Origin of the sequence: Chryseobacterium sp. CH21 (genome assembly GCF_004119445.1) — a bacterium.
Classification (GTDB): domain Bacteria; phylum Bacteroidota; class Bacteroidia; order Flavobacteriales; family Weeksellaceae; genus Chryseobacterium.
This window is the reverse complement of sequence record NZ_QICI01000072.1, coordinates 29,602-51,579: the sequence shown is the minus strand read 5'-3', so window position 1 is coordinate 51,579 and position 21,978 is coordinate 29,602. Positions and strand designations below refer to the sequence as shown.

22 protein-coding genes and 1 pseudogene are annotated in these 21,978 nt (G+C 36.7%); 3 read left to right on the top strand and 20 right to left on the bottom strand.

All coding sequences use genetic code 11. From position 1 onward, the window contains the following. Positions 1 to 92: 92 nt before the first annotated feature. The 18 genes and pseudogenes from BOQ62_RS15915 to mraZ all read right to left on the bottom strand — a co-directional run bounded on the left by BOQ62_RS15915 (position 93) and on the right by mraZ (position 18,901). Positions 93 to 503, bottom strand: a complete 411-nt coding sequence (locus BOQ62_RS15915; RefSeq protein WP_079243608.1) for a BrxA/BrxB family bacilliredoxin — start codon at positions 501 to 503, stop codon at positions 93 to 95. 457 nt (positions 504 to 960) lie between these two features. Further along, positions 961 to 1,407 carry a GatB/YqeY domain-containing protein gene (locus BOQ62_RS15910; protein ID WP_129041016.1) on the bottom strand — a complete coding sequence of 149 codons (447 nt, stop codon included), beginning with the start codon at positions 1,405 to 1,407 and terminating at the stop codon, positions 961 to 963. An 89-nt stretch (positions 1,408 to 1,496) separates the two neighbouring features. Next, positions 1,497 to 3,406, bottom strand: a pseudogene (ftsZ, locus tag BOQ62_RS24305) (cell division protein FtsZ). Between the two features lie 91 nt (positions 3,407 to 3,497). Further along, the gene (ftsA, locus tag BOQ62_RS15900) at positions 3,498 to 4,883 is read right to left on the bottom strand and encodes a cell division protein FtsA (RefSeq protein ID WP_129041014.1); all 1,386 of its coding nucleotides are present in this window, start codon (positions 4,881 to 4,883) and stop codon (positions 3,498 to 3,500) included. A 56-nt stretch (positions 4,884 to 4,939) separates the two neighbouring features. Continuing rightward, on the bottom strand, positions 4,940 to 5,932 hold the full coding sequence (locus tag BOQ62_RS15895; RefSeq protein WP_228414207.1) for a cell division protein FtsQ/DivIB: 993 nt from the start codon (positions 5,930 to 5,932) through the stop codon (positions 4,940 to 4,942). 67 nt (positions 5,933 to 5,999) lie between these two features. Continuing rightward, positions 6,000 to 6,077 (bottom strand): hypothetical protein, encoded by a 78-nt coding sequence (locus BOQ62_RS24110; RefSeq protein WP_410494212.1) that lies wholly within the window; start codon positions 6,075 to 6,077, stop codon positions 6,000 to 6,002. A 20-nt stretch (positions 6,078 to 6,097) separates the two neighbouring features. Next, entirely contained in the window at positions 6,098 to 6,376 is a 279-nt protein-coding gene (locus tag BOQ62_RS15890; RefSeq protein ID WP_317127385.1) for a GxxExxY protein, read from the bottom strand. A gap of 198 nt (positions 6,377 to 6,574) precedes the next feature. After that, positions 6,575 to 7,933 (bottom strand): UDP-N-acetylmuramate--L-alanine ligase, encoded by a 1,359-nt coding sequence (gene murC / locus BOQ62_RS15885; protein WP_129041012.1) that lies wholly within the window; start codon positions 7,931 to 7,933, stop codon positions 6,575 to 6,577. A gap of 139 nt (positions 7,934 to 8,072) precedes the next feature. Then, positions 8,073 to 8,366, bottom strand: a complete 294-nt coding sequence (locus BOQ62_RS15880) for a GIY-YIG nuclease family protein (protein ID WP_129041011.1) — start codon at positions 8,364 to 8,366, stop codon at positions 8,073 to 8,075. 108 nt (positions 8,367 to 8,474) lie between these two features. After that, on the bottom strand, positions 8,475 to 9,575 hold the full coding sequence (gene murG / locus BOQ62_RS15875) for an undecaprenyldiphospho-muramoylpentapeptide beta-N-acetylglucosaminyltransferase (RefSeq protein ID WP_129041009.1): 1,101 nt from the start codon (positions 9,573 to 9,575) through the stop codon (positions 8,475 to 8,477). A 1-nt stretch (position 9,576) separates the two neighbouring features. Continuing rightward, the gene (locus tag BOQ62_RS15870; protein ID WP_034694212.1) at positions 9,577 to 10,815 is read right to left on the bottom strand and encodes an FtsW/RodA/SpoVE family cell cycle protein; all 1,239 of its coding nucleotides are present in this window, start codon (positions 10,813 to 10,815) and stop codon (positions 9,577 to 9,579) included. A 17-nt stretch (positions 10,816 to 10,832) separates the two neighbouring features. After that, a complete protein-coding gene (gene murD / locus BOQ62_RS15865) occupies positions 10,833 to 12,170 on the bottom strand; it encodes a UDP-N-acetylmuramoyl-L-alanine--D-glutamate ligase (RefSeq protein WP_129041007.1) in 1,338 nt (445 codons plus the stop codon). A gap of 62 nt (positions 12,171 to 12,232) precedes the next feature. Continuing rightward, positions 12,233 to 13,474 (bottom strand): phospho-N-acetylmuramoyl-pentapeptide-transferase, encoded by a 1,242-nt coding sequence (gene mraY, locus BOQ62_RS15860; RefSeq protein ID WP_105702237.1) that lies wholly within the window; start codon positions 13,472 to 13,474, stop codon positions 12,233 to 12,235. A gap of 79 nt (positions 13,475 to 13,553) precedes the next feature. Beyond that, complete coding sequence (locus tag BOQ62_RS15855) at positions 13,554 to 15,014, bottom strand: UDP-N-acetylmuramoyl-L-alanyl-D-glutamate--2,6-diaminopimelate ligase (protein WP_129041005.1); 1,461 nt, start codon at positions 15,012 to 15,014, stop codon at positions 13,554 to 13,556. A gap of 43 nt (positions 15,015 to 15,057) precedes the next feature. Further along, complete coding sequence (locus BOQ62_RS15850; RefSeq protein WP_129041003.1) at positions 15,058 to 17,049, bottom strand: penicillin-binding transpeptidase domain-containing protein; 1,992 nt, start codon at positions 17,047 to 17,049, stop codon at positions 15,058 to 15,060. Beyond that, positions 17,033 to 17,398 (bottom strand): FtsL-like putative cell division protein, encoded by a 366-nt coding sequence (locus BOQ62_RS15845; RefSeq protein ID WP_034693891.1) that lies wholly within the window; start codon positions 17,396 to 17,398, stop codon positions 17,033 to 17,035. Before BOQ62_RS15845 ends, BOQ62_RS15850 begins: the two co-directional genes overlap by 17 nt. 101 nt (positions 17,399 to 17,499) lie before the next feature. Then, a complete protein-coding gene (gene rsmH / locus BOQ62_RS15840; protein WP_129041002.1) occupies positions 17,500 to 18,393 on the bottom strand; it encodes a 16S rRNA (cytosine(1402)-N(4))-methyltransferase RsmH in 894 nt (297 codons plus the stop codon). A 49-nt stretch (positions 18,394 to 18,442) separates the two neighbouring features. After that, positions 18,443 to 18,901 (bottom strand): division/cell wall cluster transcriptional repressor MraZ, encoded by a 459-nt coding sequence (gene mraZ / locus BOQ62_RS15835; protein WP_129041000.1) that lies wholly within the window; start codon positions 18,899 to 18,901, stop codon positions 18,443 to 18,445. A 271-nt stretch (positions 18,902 to 19,172) separates the two neighbouring features. Between mraZ and BOQ62_RS15830 the strand changes: the two genes are divergently transcribed. The 3 genes from BOQ62_RS15830 to BOQ62_RS15820 all read left to right on the top strand — a co-directional run bounded on the left by BOQ62_RS15830 (position 19,173) and on the right by BOQ62_RS15820 (position 21,063). Continuing rightward, positions 19,173 to 19,934, top strand: coding sequence for an alpha/beta fold hydrolase (locus BOQ62_RS15830; RefSeq protein ID WP_129040998.1), 762 nt, complete (start codon positions 19,173 to 19,175; stop codon positions 19,932 to 19,934). Between the two features lie 63 nt (positions 19,935 to 19,997). Then, positions 19,998 to 20,621 carry a ribosome biogenesis GTP-binding protein YihA/YsxC gene (gene yihA / locus BOQ62_RS15825; RefSeq protein WP_129040996.1) on the top strand — a complete coding sequence of 208 codons (624 nt, stop codon included), beginning with the start codon at positions 19,998 to 20,000 and terminating at the stop codon, positions 20,619 to 20,621. Next, a complete protein-coding gene (locus tag BOQ62_RS15820; protein WP_129040995.1) occupies positions 20,614 to 21,063 on the top strand; it encodes a GNAT family N-acetyltransferase in 450 nt (149 codons plus the stop codon). The genes yihA and BOQ62_RS15820 overlap by 8 nt, the downstream gene beginning before the upstream one ends. 172 nt (positions 21,064 to 21,235) lie before the next feature. Here the strand turns inward: BOQ62_RS15820 and BOQ62_RS15815 are convergent, their stop codons facing one another. Next, complete coding sequence (locus BOQ62_RS15815) at positions 21,236 to 21,535, bottom strand: hypothetical protein (RefSeq protein ID WP_129040993.1); 300 nt, start codon at positions 21,533 to 21,535, stop codon at positions 21,236 to 21,238. A 19-nt stretch (positions 21,536 to 21,554) separates the two neighbouring features. Beyond that, the gene (locus BOQ62_RS15810; protein ID WP_129040991.1) at positions 21,555 to 21,935 is read right to left on the bottom strand and encodes a DUF6232 family protein; all 381 of its coding nucleotides are present in this window, start codon (positions 21,933 to 21,935) and stop codon (positions 21,555 to 21,557) included. Positions 21,936 to 21,978 lie beyond the last annotated feature (43 nt).

Sequence of the window (21,978 nt, the reverse complement as noted above, 5' to 3'; positions counted from 1 at the left end):
ATGATATTTGAATTTTCAGAAAATTTTTTAACTGATTAAATAAAAAAACCGTTACAAAATATGTAACGGTTTGATATTTAGTTCATTGTTTACTAGCAGTACTCATCGTAAGCAGCCTGAAGGTTTGCTGCAATAGCTCCTGCAGGGTTTCCTTCGATGTGGTGTCTTTCCAGCATGTGAACCAATTCACCATCTTTGAAAAGGGCTACACATGGAGAACTTGGAGGAAATGGAGCAAGGTGTTTTCTTGCTTCTACTACAGCCTCAGTATCAAATCCTGCAAATACAGTTGTTAAGTGATCAGGTTTCTTATCTCCTGTTAAAGAGTATACTACTCCTGGTCTTGCAGCTCCTGCAGCGCAACCACATACAGAATTGATGACCAATAACGTAGTTCCTGATTGCTTTAAAGCATCTTCTACCTGAGTTGGAGTTGTTAAATCTTGGAAACCTTTATCTGTAAGCTCTGCCTTCATAGGCATTACCAAATCTGTTGGATACATATATTATTGTTTTTTATCTGTACAAAGTTAAGCAATTCTTTGCTTTTCTTCAATATATAAAAACTATCAATCGTTTAGTCATAAAAAATTAATCAAATATTAATATTGCAATAATATTCTAAAAAACATGAAATAATACTAGGAATAATAAAATATTATTATTAAATTTGAAATGATTCTGAAAAACAAACGACCGTGAAAAAACATTTAAACGCTTTCCCTCAAGCAATCAATCACTTAAATACTTTCTGAAATATGGTAGTATCTTAATTCTTTTTTCAGTTTAGAATCAAACTGATTAACAAACTTTAATATCCAAACAAAGTGAAGCCCGGAACTGAAGAGTTCCGGGCTTCTAATCAAATCGATATGCAAAGGTTGTATATCCTTAGTTATGGAATGAGATGCATTATTCCGGAATTTGAGATTAATCCCAAAAACCCGAATATGAATCACATTATGAAAGGAGCTTTTTAGCCATCTCGGAAATGCTTTTTCCATCTGATTTTCCGGCTAATGCTTTTGAAGCGGCTCCCATTACCTTCCCTAAATCTTTGATAGATTCAGCTCCGGTTTCTGAAATAATATTCTTAATTTCTGTTTCTAATTCTTCAGCAGAAAGTTGTTGAGGTAAAAACTTTTCAATGACTTTACTTTGAGCTTCTTCTACTTCTGCAAGGTCCTGTCTGCCCTGAGCGGTGAACTGCTCAAAAGAGTCTTTACGCTGCTTGATCATTCTCTGCAGAATGGCAATTTCCTGCTCTGCAGAAACTTCAGCGCCTCTTGCTTCTGTTTTTAAAAGAAGAATCTGAGATTTTACAGCACGAAGAGAATCCAGAGCTACTCTGTCTTTTTCTCTCATGGCTGTTTTTATAGCTTCGCTTATTGTATTTTCTAAACTCATGGTTGTTTGCTTTTGGCTTCTGGCAGTTGGCTGATAGCTTTTATATGGTCTCGAAAGCCATTCGCTAGTAGCCAGCTGCCAATAGAAATTTAGTCTACGTCTTTATTTAAAAATCTGTTTTCTCTGATCTGCATAGATCCATTGTTGTCAGACAGATACGTATTGATGTTCTGATCTGAAGCATTGTTTCCGTCAATCGAGATATTTTTTCTTTTGAAAGCAGGAATAGATTCAAACTCACTTGTGCTGTCAAAACTTTGGTAGCGTGAGTTGAATTCTTTTAATTTATTTCTTCTTTCAATGACTCTTTCCTGATCCATCGTTTTATTCACAAACGTGAATTCTGATTCTTCAGTTTTTGGAGTTTCAATTTCTGTTTTGTTTTCAAATGCAGGTTTTGTTTCTGCTTTTGGCTCTTCCTGCTTTTGGTAGAATGTTTCTATTTTTTGAGCAGGCTCTGCTACCGCAGCATTGGTGGGCGTATTAAACTCCGCTTTTGGCTGTCCGAAATCAGTATTAGGCTCATTTCTTACAGGCTCGTTTACAAAGAAACTGAATTCAACAGGTTTTTCCTCAGAAAAAGAGTTGTTGAAGGTTGTTCCGGACTGTGGCTCATCTTTTTTATTTTCAAAATCAAATGAAAAAGACTGGATTTCAAGATCATTTGGATCTTCATTCTCTTCATCAATTGAAAGCAAGCTGTATTCCTGTTCTTCCTCTTCATTTCTCCAGTTTTGTTCAGGAGTATTTACGGTATCTTCCTCTTTATCAAAGAATTTTATTTCAGCTCTTGGCTGCTCTTCTTCAATAATCATTTTTTTTCCGTAGATGCTGCATTGAAGGGAGTGCTATGGTCTTCGTCATCTAGTCTGAAAAGGTTTTTACCGCCAAAATCATGTGTTGTTTCAGGAGCTGATTCTCTTTCCTCTCTTGTTTTGAAAGGAGAGTTTTTCTGAGCTTCAAAACTATCGTTAAGGCTGATTCTGATTTTTTCTGTAGGACCTGCAAATTTCTTATTCTCGTTTGAGAATCCTGTAGCAATAACAAGAACGCTTACTGCATCTCCTAATTCTTCATCTGCACCCACCCCAAAGATAATATCTGCAGTGTTTCCTGCTTCTTTCTGGATGTGGTCCATAATGATACCGATTTCGTCCATCGTAACTTCTTCAGCACCACTTCTGATCAACAATAGAACGTTTTTAGCACCTGTAATCTTATTATCATTCAATAATGGGGAATCAAGAGCTTTTCTTACTGCTTCTTCAGCTTTATTTTCACCTGAAGCCGTCCCAGTAGACATCAATGCTGTACCAGAATTCTGAAGTACAGATTTAGCATCTCTAAAGTCAATGTTTACATCAAAGTAACCCGTAATAACTTCTGCCATACCTTTTGCCGCATTGGCTAGAACTTCATCAGCTTTTGAGAATCCCTGTTTAAATCCAAGGTTTCCGAATTGTTGTCTTAATTTATCGTTATTGATAACAATTAATGAGTCAACATTATTTTTTAGTTTGTCAAGTCCGTTTTCGGCCTGATCTAATCTTCTTTTCCCTTCAAAGCTAAAAGGAACGGTAACAATACCTACTGTTAAAATTCCCATGTCTTTTGCTACTTTAGCAATGACTGGAGCGGCTCCGGTACCTGTACCACCACCCATTCCGGCAGTGATGAACACCATTTTGGTGTTTTGGCCCATAGCAGCCTTGATGTCTTCAATACTTTCGATGGCAGATTTTTCTCCTACTTCAGGATCAGCTCCTGCTCCAAGACCTTCGGTAATGGTAGTTCCCAATTGTACTTTATTGGCAACAGGGTTATTATCTAGAGTTTGAGCATCCGTATTACAGATCACGAAGTCAACCCCGTGAATTCCTTTTTCGTACATGTGCTTCAGCGCGTTGTTTCCACCGCCCCCTACACCGATTACTTTTATGATGGATGAATTTCCTTTTGGCAAATCAAATGAAAATCCTTGTGTACCTATATTTTCCATAACTATATTTTTAATAATTATAATTGATAATTGATCAATGATAATTGATAAGGAAAAGATCGTTTATCGCTTATCATTCATCATTTATAATTTACTCTACTTCTTCAAAGAATTTTTTTACTTTTTCCATAAGCGACTGCCCGAAGGTGAGTTTCGCTTTTCTGTTCTCTTGCTTTTCATTTTCAAAAGAATGCTGCTCCTGAACTGGCGCTGCCTGTTGAACAGGTTGAACCGTTTCTGTTTGTGCTGCAGTAGTTTCCTGCTTTGGCTGCTCTGCAACAACTTCTATGATTTCATCAGCAGTCTGTTTTTTGTCTCTGATCTTTAAACTCTCCATCAGTAACCCGATAGAGGTAGCAAATTCAGGGCCTTTCAGGTACTGATTTTTATCATTGGCAATATATTCATTGGCAAAACCGATTCTACTGTCGAAACCTGTAGTATAATTGGCCAGCTGACGAAGATGTTTCAGGTTTGAACCACCACCCGTAAGAACGATTCCAGCAATCAGTTTTTTCTTTTGTTCAAAAGCACCGTAAGCCTTCAGTTCTGTATTGACCATTTCCAAAACTTCTTCTACTCTCGCATTGATAATTTGTGCTAAAGTTTTTAAAGAAATTTCTTTATCAGGTCTTCCGTGAAGCCCCGGAATGGTTACAAAAGTACTGTCTTTTTCTAATTCGGGAACAGCCGAACCGAATTTTACTTTCAGTTGTTCTGCATGTTTCTCAATAATAGAACATCCTTCTTTGATATCTTCGGTAATAATTCCGCCACCGTATGGGATCACACAGGTATGACGGATGATATTATCTTTAAATATAGCAATATCTGTAGTACCACCACCAATGTCAACAATGGCTACACCGGCTTCTTTTTCTTCTTTTGTAAGGACAGCTTCTGAAGACGCTAATGGCTCTAATGTAAGAGCTTCCATTTCTAATCCGGCTTCACGAACGCATCTTGCAATATTTCTGATGCTTCCCATTTGGCCTACTACAACATGGAAGTTAGCTTCTAAACGCTTTCCGTGCATCCCGACGGGCTCTTGAATTTCCCCCTCGGAATCCACTTTATATTCTTGAGGAAGTACGTGGATAATTTCTTCTCCAGGAAGCATGACCAGCTTTTTTACCTGATCTTTTAATGCTTCGATGTCATCGTCTGTAATAAATTTATCCGGATGTTCACGCATAATATAATCGGAGTGCTGCAGAGAACGTATGTGTTTTCCTGCAATACCTACCGTGACTTTGCGGATAGGAACGCCAGCACTGGACTGTGCTTCGGATACTGCAGCCTTGATTGAATTGATGGTTTGTGAAATATTATTCACAATCCCTTTATGAACACCAAGACTTTTAGCTTTTCCTACACCGAGAACTTCTATTTTCCCGTGTGCATTCCTTCTTCCGACAATCGCGACTATCTTCGTTGTCCCGATGTCCAGACCTACTGAATACTCTTGATTTTCCATTTTTATATCGATTTGATTTTTTCTACTTTTTTCCTTTTTTCTGTAAGGATATTATCCTATTTGTGTATTAAATGTCCTGAAGGACTTATTCTATTTTTACTTTTGCCTTGGGCTTGGGTTTTGCCGGGGCAGTGGGTTTTTTTCTGTTTTTTTCGCTTCTTTTGTATGTGTTTTTGTCTTTGTAGGCTCCTTCGGCTTGGCCGGTGTAGAATTTGTTTTTTTGCTTCCGCTATTTTTGGCTTAGTCTCCGTCTTTTTGGCGGCTATTGTAGGAGCTTTTGCCAATTCCATTTTTCCTGCTTTTAAAATACTGTCATTTTCTTTAAAATAAGGGTTTAAAGTAGTGACAATCTGATTCTGGTATTTTACAGAGACCATGCTGTATTTCTGAGGGTCCTGATATACAAGGTATTTTTCTACGAAAGTTTTAAATCCTTTTACTTTAAAATCAATATTATCAAGATCTCCAATCTCTACTCTGTAGTTTCCCTCGCTTGTAAGGAGACTGTAGCTGTCTTTATTTTTTGAGATTCCGATAAAATATTTTTTACTGAAATCATCTTTGTCAATTTTCTCTACCAGCTCTGCCAGCTTTTCATATTCATCCGGTTTTACATTTCCGGTCACCAGCATACATGGATGCGAATAGGTTCTCGAGATAGGGAATTCAATTCCTTTTTCATCTACATAAAAGTCCTTTCCATCTTTATTGAGTCTGAATACAGGAACTCTCTGCTTGATATCCAGATTGAGCTTTCCATTCAGATTCAAGTAGACATTGGCACTGTCAACGGCCGGAAGAGCGTTGATCTTTTTTTCTAATGAAGGAATATTAAGATCACCTACATTTCCTGATGGATTTTCTTTTTTTACGATCTCCCTGATGTCTTTTTCATCGACGAAATAAACGGGAGTTTTCTCACTCATTTTTACAGAAATCTTATTGTCCGTAATCTGTTGGCGGCTGAATCTCTTCAACGAGAAACTCAGTAACAATCCAAGGATGATTACGGTGACAGCAATTTTTAATATTCTGTATTTATTTTTCATACATCTTTTGTATTCATCTATTTGTGTAAAATGTATTCATGAATACGTAAATACATTATTACTTTTTTTACAATTTATTTACAACTCGTTTTACTCCGTTTTTGAATAGTGTTGAATGGAAATTCAAAATCATTCCGAGTTTTATGTTTGTTATTCTTAAATAATTTAAAAGCTGAAAAAATGATAATCATTAATTTCCTGAACTGCTTTTATTTCAATTATTACTTTGTTTTCAATTAATAAATCTACTCTGAACGCTTTAGATATCTTTAACTCTTCATATTCAATGTCGATATTTTTTTGACATTCTACGTTTAATCCCCTACTTTTCAGTTCATAAACTAAGCATTCTTCATATACATTTTCATAAAGTCCAATTCCAAGCGTACGATGTATCTTCATTCCAGCATCGAAAACAATCTCTGAAATTTCATTTTCTATCATACATTTTGTGTTTTTAGTTTTAACGCTATGATCGCAAAGCAACCTTTTTATTTCTTTCCGTTCGCGAGGGCGTTTCACTCAGCTACGGCTATCATTTGAATAATTTGTTTTAACAGAAATCTGTTTTGCTGAGTGAAACGCCTTTGCGAACAAATTTTCATTCACTCTTTGCGTACACTGCGTTTACACTTATTATACTCAAATTTTCTCTATCCATTCACAAATAGGATCATACAGGGTATCAATGTTTCCTGCGCCTACTGTTAGAAGGATATCAAAATCTTTTTCTTTTATTTTTTCAAAAGCATCGGATAATGTTGATACTTCTTTTTTATCTAATGTTACTTTATCCAGCAGCCAGCTTGAAGTAATTCCTTCAAAATTCTCCTGAAGTTCTCTTGCGGGATAAATATCAAGAAGGATAAGTTCATCTGCTTTGCCTAAACTTTCTGCAAACCCGTCTGCGAAATCTCTTGTTCTGCTGAAAAGATGCGGCTGGAAGGCTACCAATAGTTTTTTGTCAGGATAAAATGTTTTGATTGAGTCCATTACAGCATTAATTTCTGTAGGATGGTGGGCATAATCATCAATATAAATTTTACCGTTTTGATAAATATGTTTAGTATATCTTCTTTTAATTCCTTTAAAATTGGCAATTGCCTTTTTCAGCGTATCAAAATCTGCGCCTAAATTATGCAGAATAGCCAGTGCTACAGTGGCATTCTCGACATTATGGATCCCAGGAATTTCCCAGACAAAATCCTCAATCTTTTCAGTTGGGGTATGGAAGTCAAAGTAAATTTTATCATGCTCCATACGCAGATTGTCCGAATAATAATCTGCAGGCTCGTTTACTGCATAAGTTTGATGTCCTCTGCCTATTTCTAACCCTTTTCTTACAAAAAGCTGCTGATCATTAGGAACCAAAGCCGCAAACTGTCTGAATCCTTCTTCAATATGGCTTTTATCTCCATAAATATCCAGGTGATCTGCATCGGTAGAAGTCACAACTGCCCAGTCCGGAGAGAGGTTCAGGAAGCTTCTGTCATATTCATCTGCCTCTACCACAGAATAAGTGGAACCATTATATAGGAAGTTGGATTTAAAGTTTTCAGAAATTCCACCCAAAAAGCATGAGAAAGGAAGATCTGTTTCTTTGCATAAATGGGCTACAAGGGTAGACGTGGTGGTTTTTCCATGAGTTCCTGCAACAGCGATACAGTCTGTATTTTCAGTAATTAAGCCTAAAACTTTAGCACGTTTTAGTACTTCAAACTGATTTTGGTTAAAGTAATCCAGTATTCCAAGCGTTTTGATCGCCGGAGTGTAGATCACCAAAGTATCTTCTTTCTGAAGGGAGGTGATCCTTTCATCAATAAGGTCTTCAAAAACAATGTCAATACCTTCATTCATCAGGTTCTGTGTCAATTTTGTATTGGTTTTATCGTAGCCCAATACTTTTTTTCCGGACGCATTGAAATAACGTGCCAATGCACTCATTCCGATACCTCCGATTCCGACGAAGTAAAAAGTTTGATATGTTTGTAAAATGTTCATTTATATTTTAATCTTTAATAACTCTTTAACCAATTCAGAGTTTTTATTACTAATATTTTTAAGGCATTAATCAACTAACATCCATGACTCGTTAATAAATTAAATTTTAACGGTGTCAGGCTGAGCTTGTCGAAGCCTTCTAATCTTTCATCATATTTTTTGATAACATTGGTAATAAATCCCAGTTATCATTTATTATTGCTTCCTTCTTTTTTCTACTCCAGCCTTTAATTTGTTTTTCAAAGCTTATCGCTTGAGCAGCATCATTAAATTCAAGGTAGAAAACAAGTTCTACGGGTTTTCTTGTATACGTGTAACTTTCAGGATTTAATCCGTCATTATGTTCATTAATTCTTCTTTCCAAATCATTGGTAAAGCCTGTATAATAAGAATTATCAGAACATTTTACAATGTATACATAATATATTTTCATTCATTTGTGTTTGCTTACTGGCCCTTCGACAAGCTCAGGGTGACAGTTCTAATACTAACTGTTTTATTTTATGTATATCAGGCTGAGCTTGTCGAAGCCTTTTCTAAATTATTTTATTACTTTAAAAATCTCATCTACAATCTCTTTTGCAGCGTTTGGCTTAGCAAAATAGGTGAGATTGTCTGACATTTCTTTTCTTACGCTTTCATTTTCGCAGATTTCTGATAATGTATTCCAGAATTTTTCCTGCATTTCAGAGTCTTTTACCATTCTGGCCGCATTTTTTTCAACCAGGTTCATGGCATTTTTGGTTTGATGATCTTCCGCTGCAAAAGGGAAAGGTACCAAAAGCACTGGTTTTTGTGCTACAGCCAACTCTGAAATGGCAATAGCTCCGGCTCTGGAAACAATGATATCCGCTGCAGAATAAGCCAGTTCCATATCTTTGATAAATTCAAGAATCTGAATATTTCTGGTATCTGTATCTTTTGTTTCTTCTAAAATATCTTTATAATCAAGCTTTCCTGTCTGCCAGATCAGCTGATAATCTTGATCTACAATTTGCTGCAAATGAGACTTCCATGCATTATTCAATGTTCTGGAGCCTAAAGAACCTCCTACAGACAGAATTGTAAGTTTGTCTTTATCTAGTCCCATTTTTTCTTTTGCCTGAGCGGTATCCTGCATTCCTGAAATAATGTTCTCACGGATCGGATTTCCCAGAAATTTTATTTTCTCTGCCGGAAAGTCTTCTACTTTTGGATATGCTGTGAAAACGGCTTTGGCTTTCTTGCTTAAAATTTTATTGGTTACCCCAGCATGAGCGTTCTGCTCCTGTATGAAAATCGGGATTCCCATTTTACTGGCTTCATAAAGAGCAGGACCACTCGCAAATCCTCCTGTTCCTACGGCAAAATCTGGAGCAAAGCTTTTGATAATCCTTTTAGATTTTGATAAACTTTTCAGAATCTTGAAAGGCAGTCTCAGGTTGGATAACAAATTTCCTCTGTCGATTCCTGCAATATCAATTCCTTCAATTTTATAGCCTGCCTGGGGAACTTTTTCCATTTCCATTTTTCCGTTGGCACCAATGAACAAAAATTCTGCATCAGAAAATCTTTTTCTGATCTCATCAGCAATGGCAATGGCCGGGAAGATATGACCTCCTGTTCCGCCGCCTGATAATAATATTTTTAATTTTTTGTCCATTTTAAGCGATATCGTTTATTTCTGCTATACTTTGTTTTTTGCCCATTCCTTCTTCATCATAAATCTGGATTCTTGAGCTTATATTTAAAATAATGCCTAACTGCAAATAGGTGACCAGCATTGAGGTTCCTCCATAACTTATCAAAGGAAGCGGCTGCCCTGTTACCGGAATCAGATTCACAGCAACGGCTATGTTAACCGAAAGCTGGATAAAGATCATTACTCCGAGACTGAGCACAAGCAACGATCCGAAGAACGCGGGCATTTTACTGGCAATCATTACAATCCTTATCATCATAATCAAATATAAACTGATCAGAAAAGCGGCTCCTATCACTCCGTATTCTTCTACAATAACTGCGAAAATAAAGTCGGAGGCGGATTGTGGAAGCATTTGTTTCAAGGCACTTTTTCCTGGCCCCATTCCGGTAATTCCGCCGTGAACAATGGCTGCTTTGGCCTGCATTACCTGATAATTTTTTGCTTTTACGCTTTCATCATCTACATCTGCTGATTTTGCTTTGCTTGAGGTAAATGTTTCTACACGGCTCATCCATGTATGTACACGGTTTCCACCAATCATATTCGTATTCAGGGCTATTAATAAAAATAACACAATGGCTACAAATGATGCGGAGATAAATCCAGCAATGTATTTCCAGTGAAGCTGCCCTATGATAAGAACCACTACGGAAACCATTAAAATCATTAACGCTGTAGATCCGTTATCTTTGGCTACCAATACAAAAACAAGCAGGATAGGTCCGAAAATATACATGATATTCTCTATCGGAAGCCTTTCTCTGGTGATCTTTTTGGTCAAATATCTGCACAGATAGATGATGAGCATTAAAAATGCAAATGATGAAGGCTGGAATGATATTGGTGTTCCCGGGATTTTCAGCCATCTGGAAGCACTGGCTCCATCAATGGTCTGTCCGGTAAACATGGTAACAATCAACAGAACAATCATAAGGCCGAGCAGAATGCTGCTGAGCTTTCCGATGTATTCATATTTTATGGTTCCTACCAGTCTCATAATGGCTAATCCCAAGACTACAAAGAACATATGTTTGATAACGTGACCTGTTGTAGTCCCGTTATTGACAATGTATTCCAGATTTGAACTCGCAGAGTATACAGGGAAAATAGAGAAAATGGAGATCACAAGGATGACCATCCAAAGTACTTTATCGCCCTTTAGAAATTCAAATCTGCTTTCTGTGTTCTGTTCGTCCATATTTAATGCTATTCTGGCTAATGGCCATTGGCTTTTAATACCTGTTCTTTAAACTGGCGTCCTCTGTCTTCATAGCTTTTGAATAAATCAAAGCTTGCGCAGCATGGGGATAATAAGACCGTATCGCCCTTTTTAGCCAGTGATTTTGAAATTCTCACGGCTTCTTCCATGCTTGAAGTATCATAAATAAGTTCTTTTTTATCTTTAAAGAAATCGATGATCTTCTTGTTATCTACTCCAAGGCAAACAATTGCCTTTACTTTTCTTTTGACTAAATCTTCAATTTCGGTATAGTCATTTCCTTTATCTAATCCACCAACAATCCATACGGTGGGTGTTTTCATACTTTCTAAGGCGTAATAAGTAGCATTTACATTGGTTGCTTTACTATCATTGATGTATTTTACATTGTCAATTTCAGTAACAAACTCCAATCTGTGCTCTACAGCCTGGAAGGTCATCAATGAATGTCTGATGCTTTCATTGTTGATTTTTAATATTTTACCGGCAATAGATGCCGCAAGGCTGTTGGCTACATTGTGATTTCCCAGTAGAGACAATTCATCCACTTTCATGGCGAATTCGTCTTTCATTTTTACCACAATTTCATCGTCATTGATAAAACCTCCTTCCGGTAACTTCTCTTTAATGGAGAAAGGAATCATTTTAGCTTTTATTTCAAGCTTTTCAAGAAGATTTTTACTCATTTCATCATCTTTGTTATAGATGAAGAAGTTATCATTCTCCTGATTTTCAGTGATTCTGAATTTAGCCAAAGCATATTCCTCATAATTGTAGTTGTACTGATCCAGGTGATCCTGAGACAGATTCAACAATAATGAGATATAAGGTCTGAAATTCTGAATATCATCCAGCTGGAAAGAGCTTACTTCCAGTACATAATATTCATGGTTTTCATCTGCAACCTGCTTGGCAAAGCTGTATCCGATATTTCCTCCTAAACCTACATTCAATCCGTCGTTTTTCAGAATATAATAGATCAGGGAAGTAGTGGTTGTTTTTCCGTTGCTTCCGGTAATTGCAATGATCTTTGCGTCTGTAAATTCAGAAGCAAATTCAATTTCAGAGGAAAGTCTGATTCCCTTTTCATGAATTTTATTGATGATGTCTGCCTTTTTCGGAATTCCCGGGCTTTTTACGATCCAGTCTGCATTTAAAATCCTTTCTTCATCGTGGTTTCCTTCTTCAAATTCAATTTCATTTTCGGTAAGAAACTGCTTATAGTTATCCTTAATGGCTCCTTTATCTGAAAGAAATACTTCCAGACCTTTCTTTTTAGCCAAATAAGCAGCTCCGCATCCGCTTTCTCCACCTCCTAAAACAACTATTTTCATATTATAAAAGCTTTATGCTATAGGCTTTAAGCTTTACGCTTATTGCTTACAGCTTTTAATTTTTATCTCATTTTTAATGTGATCAGACATACAATAGCCAGTATTACTCCGATGATGATCATTCTGTTTACGATTTTACTTTCGTGAAATCCTTCTTTCTGATAATGGTGGTGTAACGGTGACATTTTGAACAGTCTATTGTTTTGGGCATATTCCAACCCGAATTTTCTTTTTCTGTATTTGAAAACTACGACCTGAAGCATTACAGATACGTTTTCAATTAAGAAGATTCCACATAATACAGGAATCAGCAATTCTTTTCTTAAAATAATGGCTAAAACGGCAATGACTCCTCCAAGCATCAAACTTCCGGTATCGCCCATGAAAACCTGTGCAGGATACGTATTGTACCAGAAGAATCCGATCACGGCGCCTACCATTGCCACGGCAAAAATGGTGGTTTCTCCCATATTGGGAAGGAACATGATATTGAGATAATCTGCAAAGATGATGTTCCCTGAAAGATAAGCGAAAAGAGCCAGTGTAAGCAATATAATGGCACTTGTTCCTGCCGCGAGACCATCAATTCCGTCTGTGATATTGGCTCCGTTTGAAACGGCTGTTACAATGAAGATCACAATAGGAATAAAGACAATCCATGCCCACTCATGGGCATCTTTATCATTCATCCAAAATAGAATTCCGCTATAGTCGAACTCATTATTTTTTGCAAAAGGTACGGTGGAAACAGTAATTTTTTCTGTAGGCATAAAGTTCTGTTCTACATTGTTTCTGTTCACCACTTTAGCATCGGCATATTTTCTTTTAACCGTAATATCCGGGTGGAAATACATTGTAATTCCGACAATTAGCCCTAATCCGACCTGTCCTACAATTTTGAATTTACCACTTAAACCGTCTTTATTTTTTTTGATTTTCTTTAAATAATCATCAAGGAAACCAATAGCACCCATCCAAAACATAGAAACCAGCAGCAGTACAATATACACATTGGTAATTCTTGTAAACAGCAATACCGGAATGATGGTTGCCAAAATAATGATAAGCCCTCCCATGGTAGGAGTTCCTTCTTTTTGTTTTTGGCCATCCAATCCAAGATCACGTACCAATTCACCCATCTGTTTTGTTCTCAGGTAATTGATTACTCTTTTTCCGTAGACAAGAGCAATAATGAGTGAGAATAAGACGGCCATTCCGGCACGGAAGGAGATGTATTTCAACATTCCTAATCCCGGAACGTGAATTCCATGGTCGGTTAGATATTCGTATAGATAGTATAGCATAGTTTCAATTGTTAATAAATGATCATTGATAATTGATGAATGATAAATCGTTTATTATTGATCAATTATCGTTTATAATTTATTTGCTCATTAATTTCCAAAGTTCATTAATTACTTCTTTGTCATCAAAATGATGTTTTACACCATTTATATCTTGATATGTTTCGTGGCCTTTTCCGGCAACTAAAACAATATCTTTAGGTTCTGCAAACTTTATGGCCATTTTTATGGCTTCTTTTCTGTCCGGAATTGAAGTGTATTTGCTGAAGTTCTGAGGTTCAACACCTGCTTCAATTTCTTTGATGATCTGTGCAGGATCTTCTGTTCTCGGATTATCTGAAGTGATGATTGCCAGCGTTGATTTTTTGGTGGCAATATTTCCCATTTCAGGTCTTTTGGAGTGATCTCTGTCTCCTCCGCAGCCAAATACGGTGATTAATCTTTCGTTTTTGGTTCTGATATCGTTGATGCTGTCCAGAATGTTTTCCAAAGCATCCGGAGTATGTGCATAGTCTACGATAAAGAAAATTCCACCATCGGATTTGAAGGTTTCAAATCTTCCGGAAACTCTTTTTAATTTGCTGATGGCCTGAAGAATTTCATCCTGCCCGAAACCTAATTCTTCAGCAATCCCGAATACAAGCAACAGATTGTATACGTTGAATTTTCCTGTCAATGTCGTCCAGAATTCTTTTCCGTTGAAATTCAACAGCATTCCGTTGAAATCCACCTCCAATAATTTTCCGTGATAGTCGGCCATGGTTTTCAAAGCATAAGACTTCTTTTTAGCCTTCGTGTTCTGAAGCATGATGTTTCCATTTTTGTCATCTACATTGGTGATGGCAATGGCTGTATCTTCTAACTGGTCGAAGAATCTTTTCTTTGTTTTTAAATATTCTTCGAATGTTTTATGATAATCTAAATGATCATGAGTAAGATTGGTAAAGCCTGCTATTTTGAAATGTAATCCTTCAATTCTGTTTTGGGCAATTCCGTGTGAGCTTACTTCCATGAAAGCAAATTCACATCCTTTTTCTAATGCATCAGCTAAAATCCTGTTGATCGTAATTACATCAGGAGTCGTGTGTGTTGCCGGAATAATCTCTTCACCAATTCTGATCTCAACAGTAGAAAGTAAAGCTGCTGAATACCCCAAATTTGTGAAAACATCAAAAAGGAGAGTAGAAACAGAGGTCTTTCCGTTGGTTCCGGTAACTCCTATCAGCTTCAGCTTTTGAGAAGGGTTTCCATAGAAATTAGAGGCAAGGTGACCTAAGGCTTTAGATGAGTCTTTTACCTGAACATAGGTTACATTTTCCACCAATGTCTCTGGGAATTCTTCGCAAACAATTGCGGCAGCACCTTTTTCAATAGCAGATGCAATGAATGAATGACCATCCACCACTGTTCCTCTCATCGCAATGTAAAGAGAGTTTTCTGTAACTTTTCTGCTGTCGATCACCAATTCAGTCACTTCACGGTTGTTGTCACCGTGGATTTCCAATACTGGGATTCTGTTTACTAATTCTGTTATTATCATCTTTATCAATAAGGCTTGCCTTATTTTGTTTTAAGTCCTTGTTTTAATTCTGCAGAGACAAATAAATTCTCTGGTTCTTACTGATCGTTGTGCCTTCCAGAGGGAATTGTTCTTTAATTCTTCCTACTCCTTTATAATCGACACGGTAGCCTAAGTTTTCCAACTGCGGGATTACATTTTTCCCGATTAATCCTACCACATTGGGCATTTGCTTATCATTGACAGCTACTTTAACATTAGGTTCAACCATTTTACTTAGGTTTACCTTTCTGTCTACCAGCATTTCTTTTTCAATATTCTGAGGTGTTTTCAGGAAGGTTTTTCCTGCAATTTCCTTAAATACCGGTGCTGAAACGGAACCTCCATAAAATCCTTTTGCGGTATTAGGCTCACTAATCATCACGTAGCATGTATATTTTGGAGCGTCGGCGGGATAAAATCCTGCAAAAGATGCTCTGTACTTCATTGGACCTGGCAGCCAGTATTCAAATCTTGCGGTTCCGGTTTTTCCTGCCATTTTAAGATTGGGCGTGAAGATGCTTCGTCCTGTTCCTTTTTCTACCGCTTTGGTTAAAGCACTGGTCATCATTTTAATGGCTTTTTCAGAGGCCATTTTGTTCACCATTACTTCAGGTTTGGCGCTGTACATAACCTTTCCGTCTTTCATGATTTTATCAATGAATAAAGGCTTAAGCATTTTACCTCCATTGGCAACTCCGTTATAGAAGGTTGTTAATTGCAGCAGGTTGATGTTGGAAGAGTATCCGTAAGAGATAGAAGCGAGTGTTGCAGCGTTCCATCTTTTATTTTGTGGCGTTACGATCTTTGGTTTTGTGATTCCCGGAAGCTCGATGTCCATTTTGTCAAATAATTTCCAACGTTTCAGGTGGTCAAGGAAAATCTGTGGCTTTTCTGCATAATATTTTGTGATCAGCTTTGAAGTTCCTACGTTACTGGACTTTGCCAATACATCACTGATATCATATGTTCCTCCTCCGTGGCCGTCTGAGATTCTCTGTTTTGCATAGACCCAAACTCCGTTTCCTACGTTTACTGTTGTGTTTTCATCAATGAATCCATCGTCCATTGCTGCCAGAAGCGAAATGGTTTTAAAGGTAGATCCGGGCTCAATATTATCTTTCAGGGCATAGTTGTAAGAGTCTTCGTATTCTCCTTCTTCTGTTCTTCTTAAATTAACAAGGGCACGTACTTTTCCGGTTTCCACTTCCATGACGATTACGGTTCCGTGTTTAGCTTCGAAATTAATCAGCTGCTTCTCAAGTGCGGAGTGTGCAATGTCTTGAATTCTAAGGTCTAAGGTAGTATATACATCTTCTCCATCTACAGGTTCCTGAACTTTCCAGAAGTCAATAGGTTTCCATTGAGAAGAGTTGATTCTCTGTTCTAGCCTTTTTCCGTCTGTTCCGGTTAAATATTTTGAGAAAGCACCTTCCAGTCCTGATCTAAGCTCTCCATTATCCATACCGATGGTTCCGGCTCCGATTTCTGAGGTGGCCAATTCTCTTTTATAGTTTCTGTCAACAATAAATCCTCCCTTATTTTTTCCTCTTTTGAAGATCGGGAATTTTCGGATTCTGTCGTATTGATCGAAATCCAGCCCTTTCACCAAGGTGTAGTACTGGTTTTTCTTTTTTTTCTGCTCGTCAAACTTCTGTCTGAATTCTCCTCTTGATTTTCCGAACATTTTGCTCAAAGAATCAGTCAGTGCTCCGATATTGTTGGAGTACACCGTATCTTTCATTGTCTTGAAATCAAGATAGATGTCATATCGCATCACTGTTGTAGCGAGAATAGAGCCGTCGGAAGCAAAAAGGTTCCCGCGGGCAGCTTTTAAAGTAGCTTCACGATAGTTTTTATTAATGTAATCATCTTTTATTTCCTGGACATTGGTGTTCTGTAGGATGACAATTCTTGCCAGGAACATGACAAACACGCACAAAGCTACCACTGCAAAGAGGTAGCCCCATCGTAACGCTTTCTTACGTTTATTGTCGTATTCATTTTGCTTTTGCATCTGTACTGTCCAGTTTTATTAGCAATTTGTGAGGGTGGTTTTCCAGGGTCATTAATGAATCCCGGGCGACCTCTTTCCCCAGCTCTGATTCCATTTTAACTTTGATCAGCTTACTCTGGGCGTAAGCGTTTCGTGATTTGTATTCTTCTGTTTCTTCCTTTAAGGCGTTTACAATTTTTATTTTTTTATTGACGAGGTGGTTGGTATAAATCATGGCCATCATCAGAACAAACAAGAGTAGAAAATACCTGTAATGTATTTTGATCTCATCACGATTCAGAAAGTTTCCTTTTATAATATCTATAAAAGTGAGTCTTTTCTGGGGACGATTTGTTGTTCTTTTAGCCAATTTATGATGTCAATTTGCTTCACAGTGAATTTACTTCGTGTCAATGGTCAATTTTATTTTTTTAAATAATTCACTATTGACGATTCACTCATTCACATTTTTTATACTTTAATTCCTGTTCTCATCTTGGCACTTCTTGCTCTTGAGTTTTCTTCGATTTCCTGATCATCAGGAATGATTGCTTTACTCTTTATCAATTCAAATGCCTTTTTATAATTTCCGTAGATATCTCTTTCCGGTTCTCCCTCAAACATTCCGTTTTTCAGGAATCTTTTTACCAGACGGTCTTCCAGAGAGTGGTAAGAAATAACGACTAATCTTCCTTCCGGTTTTAAAACATTGTAAGCCTGAACCAGCATTTCTTTTAATACTTCAAGTTCCTGGTTTACTTCTATTCTTATTGCCTGAAAAAGCTGAGCATAGAACTTGTTCACTTTGTGAGGCGGAATATAGCTGAACAATTTTTTCAGATCTTCCGTAGTATCTATACTTTTAGTTTTTCTGTGGTGAACGATTTCTCTTGCCAGTTTTCTTGCTTCTCTTAATTCTCCGTAATGGTAGAAAAGATCTGCAAGTTCACTTTCTTCATATTCATTAATTACTCTTTTGGCATCCAGATTCTGCATTACATTCATTCTCATATCCAAAGGAGCATTGCTTCTCGTTGAAAAACCTCTGTCTGCTTCATCAAACTGATGTGAAGAAACACCAAGGTCAGCCAAAACACCATCCACCTGAGAAACTCCGTACATCAGCAATGAGTTTTCCAGAAATCTGAAATTCTGATTAACCAATGTAAATCTGGAATCATCAATTGTATTTTTAAGTGCATTCAGGTCCTGATCAAAACTGAACAATCTCCCTTTGTCGGAAAGTCTGCTCAAGATTTCTCTTGAATGGCCTCCGCCTCCAAAGGTGCAGTCCACATATATTCCGTCAGGATTCGTCACCAAATCATCAACACTCTGCTTCAACAAAACGGGGTTATGATACATGCTTAATTGTGTTTTTTATTTAATACTATAATCAATTAATAACCTACAGTTATTCTTCATCGAAAGAGCCCATCACATCTTCGGCAAGGCTTGCAAAATCAGCTTCATTGGTGGCGATTACCTTTTCATAGGCATCTTTGTCCCAAATCTCGAAGAGCTCTCCTGCGCTGGTAATCACAATATCTTTTTGAAGATTTGCAAAAATCGTCAGGTCTTTGGAGATCTGTAATCTTCCTGCATTATCCAATTCTACTGTTTTTACGCCTGCCGTAAACATTCGTATGAAATCAGCATTCTTTTTTATGAATCTGTTCAGTTTATTAATTTTGCCCATTAGTTTGTCCCATGCATTCATAGGATAGACTTCCAGACAAGGTTGGAACACAGATCTTTTGACTACAAACGCCTTATCGTCGAAGTTTTCCATCTGTTTGATTAAAGATGAAGGAACTTTCAAGCGGCCTTTGTCGTCAATTTTGCACTCATATGTCCCAATGAAATTTTTCATTTGGGACAAATTTATATAATAATTTCCAAAATTTCCCACTTTTTCCCACTTTTTGACTCAATGTTAATAAGTTTTATTAAAGATTGAATTTCAATAATGTAAAATGCTGATATGAAGACATTTGCTAAAAGTGTTATTTAGTCCATAATAAAGCGGGTTTGAAAAAAAGGTTAAAAAGGAGAATATTATATTATTTTTATCTTAAATTAGGATAATCAAAATTTTTTTGAGGTTTAATTTGTATTTTTGCAGGGCTTTATTAAGGCGTTTTATGATATTTAGTACAAAAAAAGAAAAGAAATATTCCTATGTAGAAGCGGGAGAAGGACATCCATTAGTGCTGTTGCACGGGTTAATGGGTGGTTTGAGTAATTTCGATAAAATGGTAGATTTTTTTTCGGATAGAGGCTTCAAAGTATATGTTCCTCAGTTGCCGATCTATGATCTGCCGGTACTCAATACCAATCTTACCACTATTGCAAAATATATCATCAAGTTTATAGAAAGTCATATTTCTGGTCCGGTTACTATTGTAGGAAACTCAATGGGAGGGCATGTAGGGCTTATCATGACTTTGGCGAGACCGGATCTGGTAAAGAATCTTGTTCTTACAGGAAGTTCCGGATTGTATGAAAGAACTTTCGGAGACAGTTTTCCGAGAAAGAATGACCGATCTTATATCAGAAAGAAGACTGAAGAAGTTTTTTATGATCCAAAGATTGCAACCGAGGATCTTGTAGATGAAGTTTTCGGAGTGGTAAATGACAGAATGAAAGGAATAAAAACAGTAATGCTGGCAAGAAGTGCCATCAAACACAATATGCTGAATGATCTTCCGAAGATTGTGACCCCTACGTGTCTGATCTGGGGTAAACAGGATAATGTGACTCCTCCGGAAGTGGCAGAAGATATGCACAAGTTTATTCCTAATTCCGAATTATTCTGGATTGATAAATGTGGCCATGCTGCCATGATGGAAAAGCCAGATGAATTCAATGAAATCCTGTACAACTGGATAAAAGATAAAGTTTAAAAACATATAAATGACCATTAAGAGCTTTTCTTAGTGGTTTATTTTTCTAAAATACATTCAAAAATGATTATCAAGACAGCAGAGTTTGTAAAGAGTAGTGGAAAATGGCAGGAATGTCCTGAACCAAATATTCCCGAATATGCTTTTATCGGAAGGTCGAACGTAGGAAAATCATCGTTGATCAATGCCATGATGAATCATAAAGATTTGGCTAAAACTTCGGGAACTCCGGGTAAAACCCAGCTGATCAATCATTTTTTGGTAAATGAAAACTGGTATCTTACTGATTTACCAGGATATGGTTATGCAAAAGTTTCGAAAGTTCAGCGAAAGGATTTTGAAAAGCTGATCACCAATTATATTCTGAACAGAAGAAATCTGGTGAACCTATTTGTATTGGTAGATTCGAGACATAATCCACAGAAAATTGACCTGGAATTTATCCAATGGTGTGGGGAAAGTGGAATTCCATTTTCAATTGTTTTCACAAAAGCGGATAAGCTAAAGCCAAATGTTGTGATCAAAAATGTTGAAGATTATAAAACCGAGCTTCATAAAACGTGGGAAGATCTTCCTGAATTGTATATTACTTCAGCGGAAAAGAAAGAGGGTGGAGATAAAATTCTTGATTTTATTCAAAAGACCAATGAGTTTTTAACAAATAATAATATCAGCTTCGATGAGTAATATGGTCTGGAAAATTAAGACTTTTGATGAGTTCACCGTTCCTGAATTGTATGCAGTCCTGAAGGCGCGTATTGATGTCTTCGTTATTGAACAGAACTGTCCTTATCCTGATCTGGATAATTATGATCAGAAGGGAATTCATATCTGGGCGGAAGAAGATGGACAGGTACTGGCTTACTGCCGTGTATTTGACCAAGGGATAAAGTATGATGAAACTTCTTTCGGCAGAGTTCTGACTACGGAGCAGGGGAGAGGAAAAAGTCTGGGAAAACAGCTGGTACAATATGCTATAGAAACTATCGAAAACCGTTTTCATACTTCTGAAATTAAAATATCAGCACAGGATTATCTGTTAAGATTTTACAGTGGATTCGGATTTGAAGATACTGGTTATAAATATCTTGAAGATGATATTCCGCATACGGAAATGATAAGAAAATAAAAGAAGGTATCTCATTTGAGATACCTTCTTTTTCGAACTGTTGTATAAAATTATATTGGGTTGTTGTTAGTGTTTCTTATTTCTGAGATCAAAAGTAAGTGTATTAAAAGAATTAACCTTACGGGTTTCCGTAATTGACGGAATAATTTTGAAATTTATACAAATAAATCTATTAATTGCAACCAGCACAATACGATCTGTCTACATATTGTTTGCTGCTTCCTGAATAATAATAGCATCCTCCTCTGGATCCTACATACAATTGGTTTCCATTATAGCTACAGCCTTTGCTTGATGTGAATGTTCTTGAAGAAGATGAACTTTTAGACCTGCTTTTTTTACTCGTTTTGCTTTTTCTTGGCTTTTTGCCAGAAAACTCTTTTGCAGAGATATTTACTGAGTTAGAAGCAGAGAAGTTGTGAGGGAGTAATAGCCCTAAACCTAAGAGTCCTGTAAACAGTAGTTTTTTCATGGTGTTTGTTTAATTTTGTTTATCCTCGATGAATAATTGCTTCATTTAAAGCATTTACAATTTTCTGAATATAATCTCTGTCTTTTGAAACAATACTATTAACTTCTCCGGCATTAGTGCTTATTCGGACTGCATATTCATTTTTAATAGTATAGATCCACCAAAAGCCTAGAATTAAAATTATTATTCCCAACCAAAAAAATTCTTTTGAGAAAAGAAGTAGAACTCCTAAAATGATCAGTAATATGGCTTTGGTTTTACTTTTAATAATCTCAAAAATATAAACAGAAGAGATATTCCTCATGGTGTATGTTTTTGAATATGTTATAAACCTTGACTGTGTAACTTTTATAGAACTGTCATGGTAGAATATTGTTTCATTCTGGGTCTGATTTTCCATTATTTGATATTTTAATTGTTTTTCAGCTCAAAAGTATATTGTA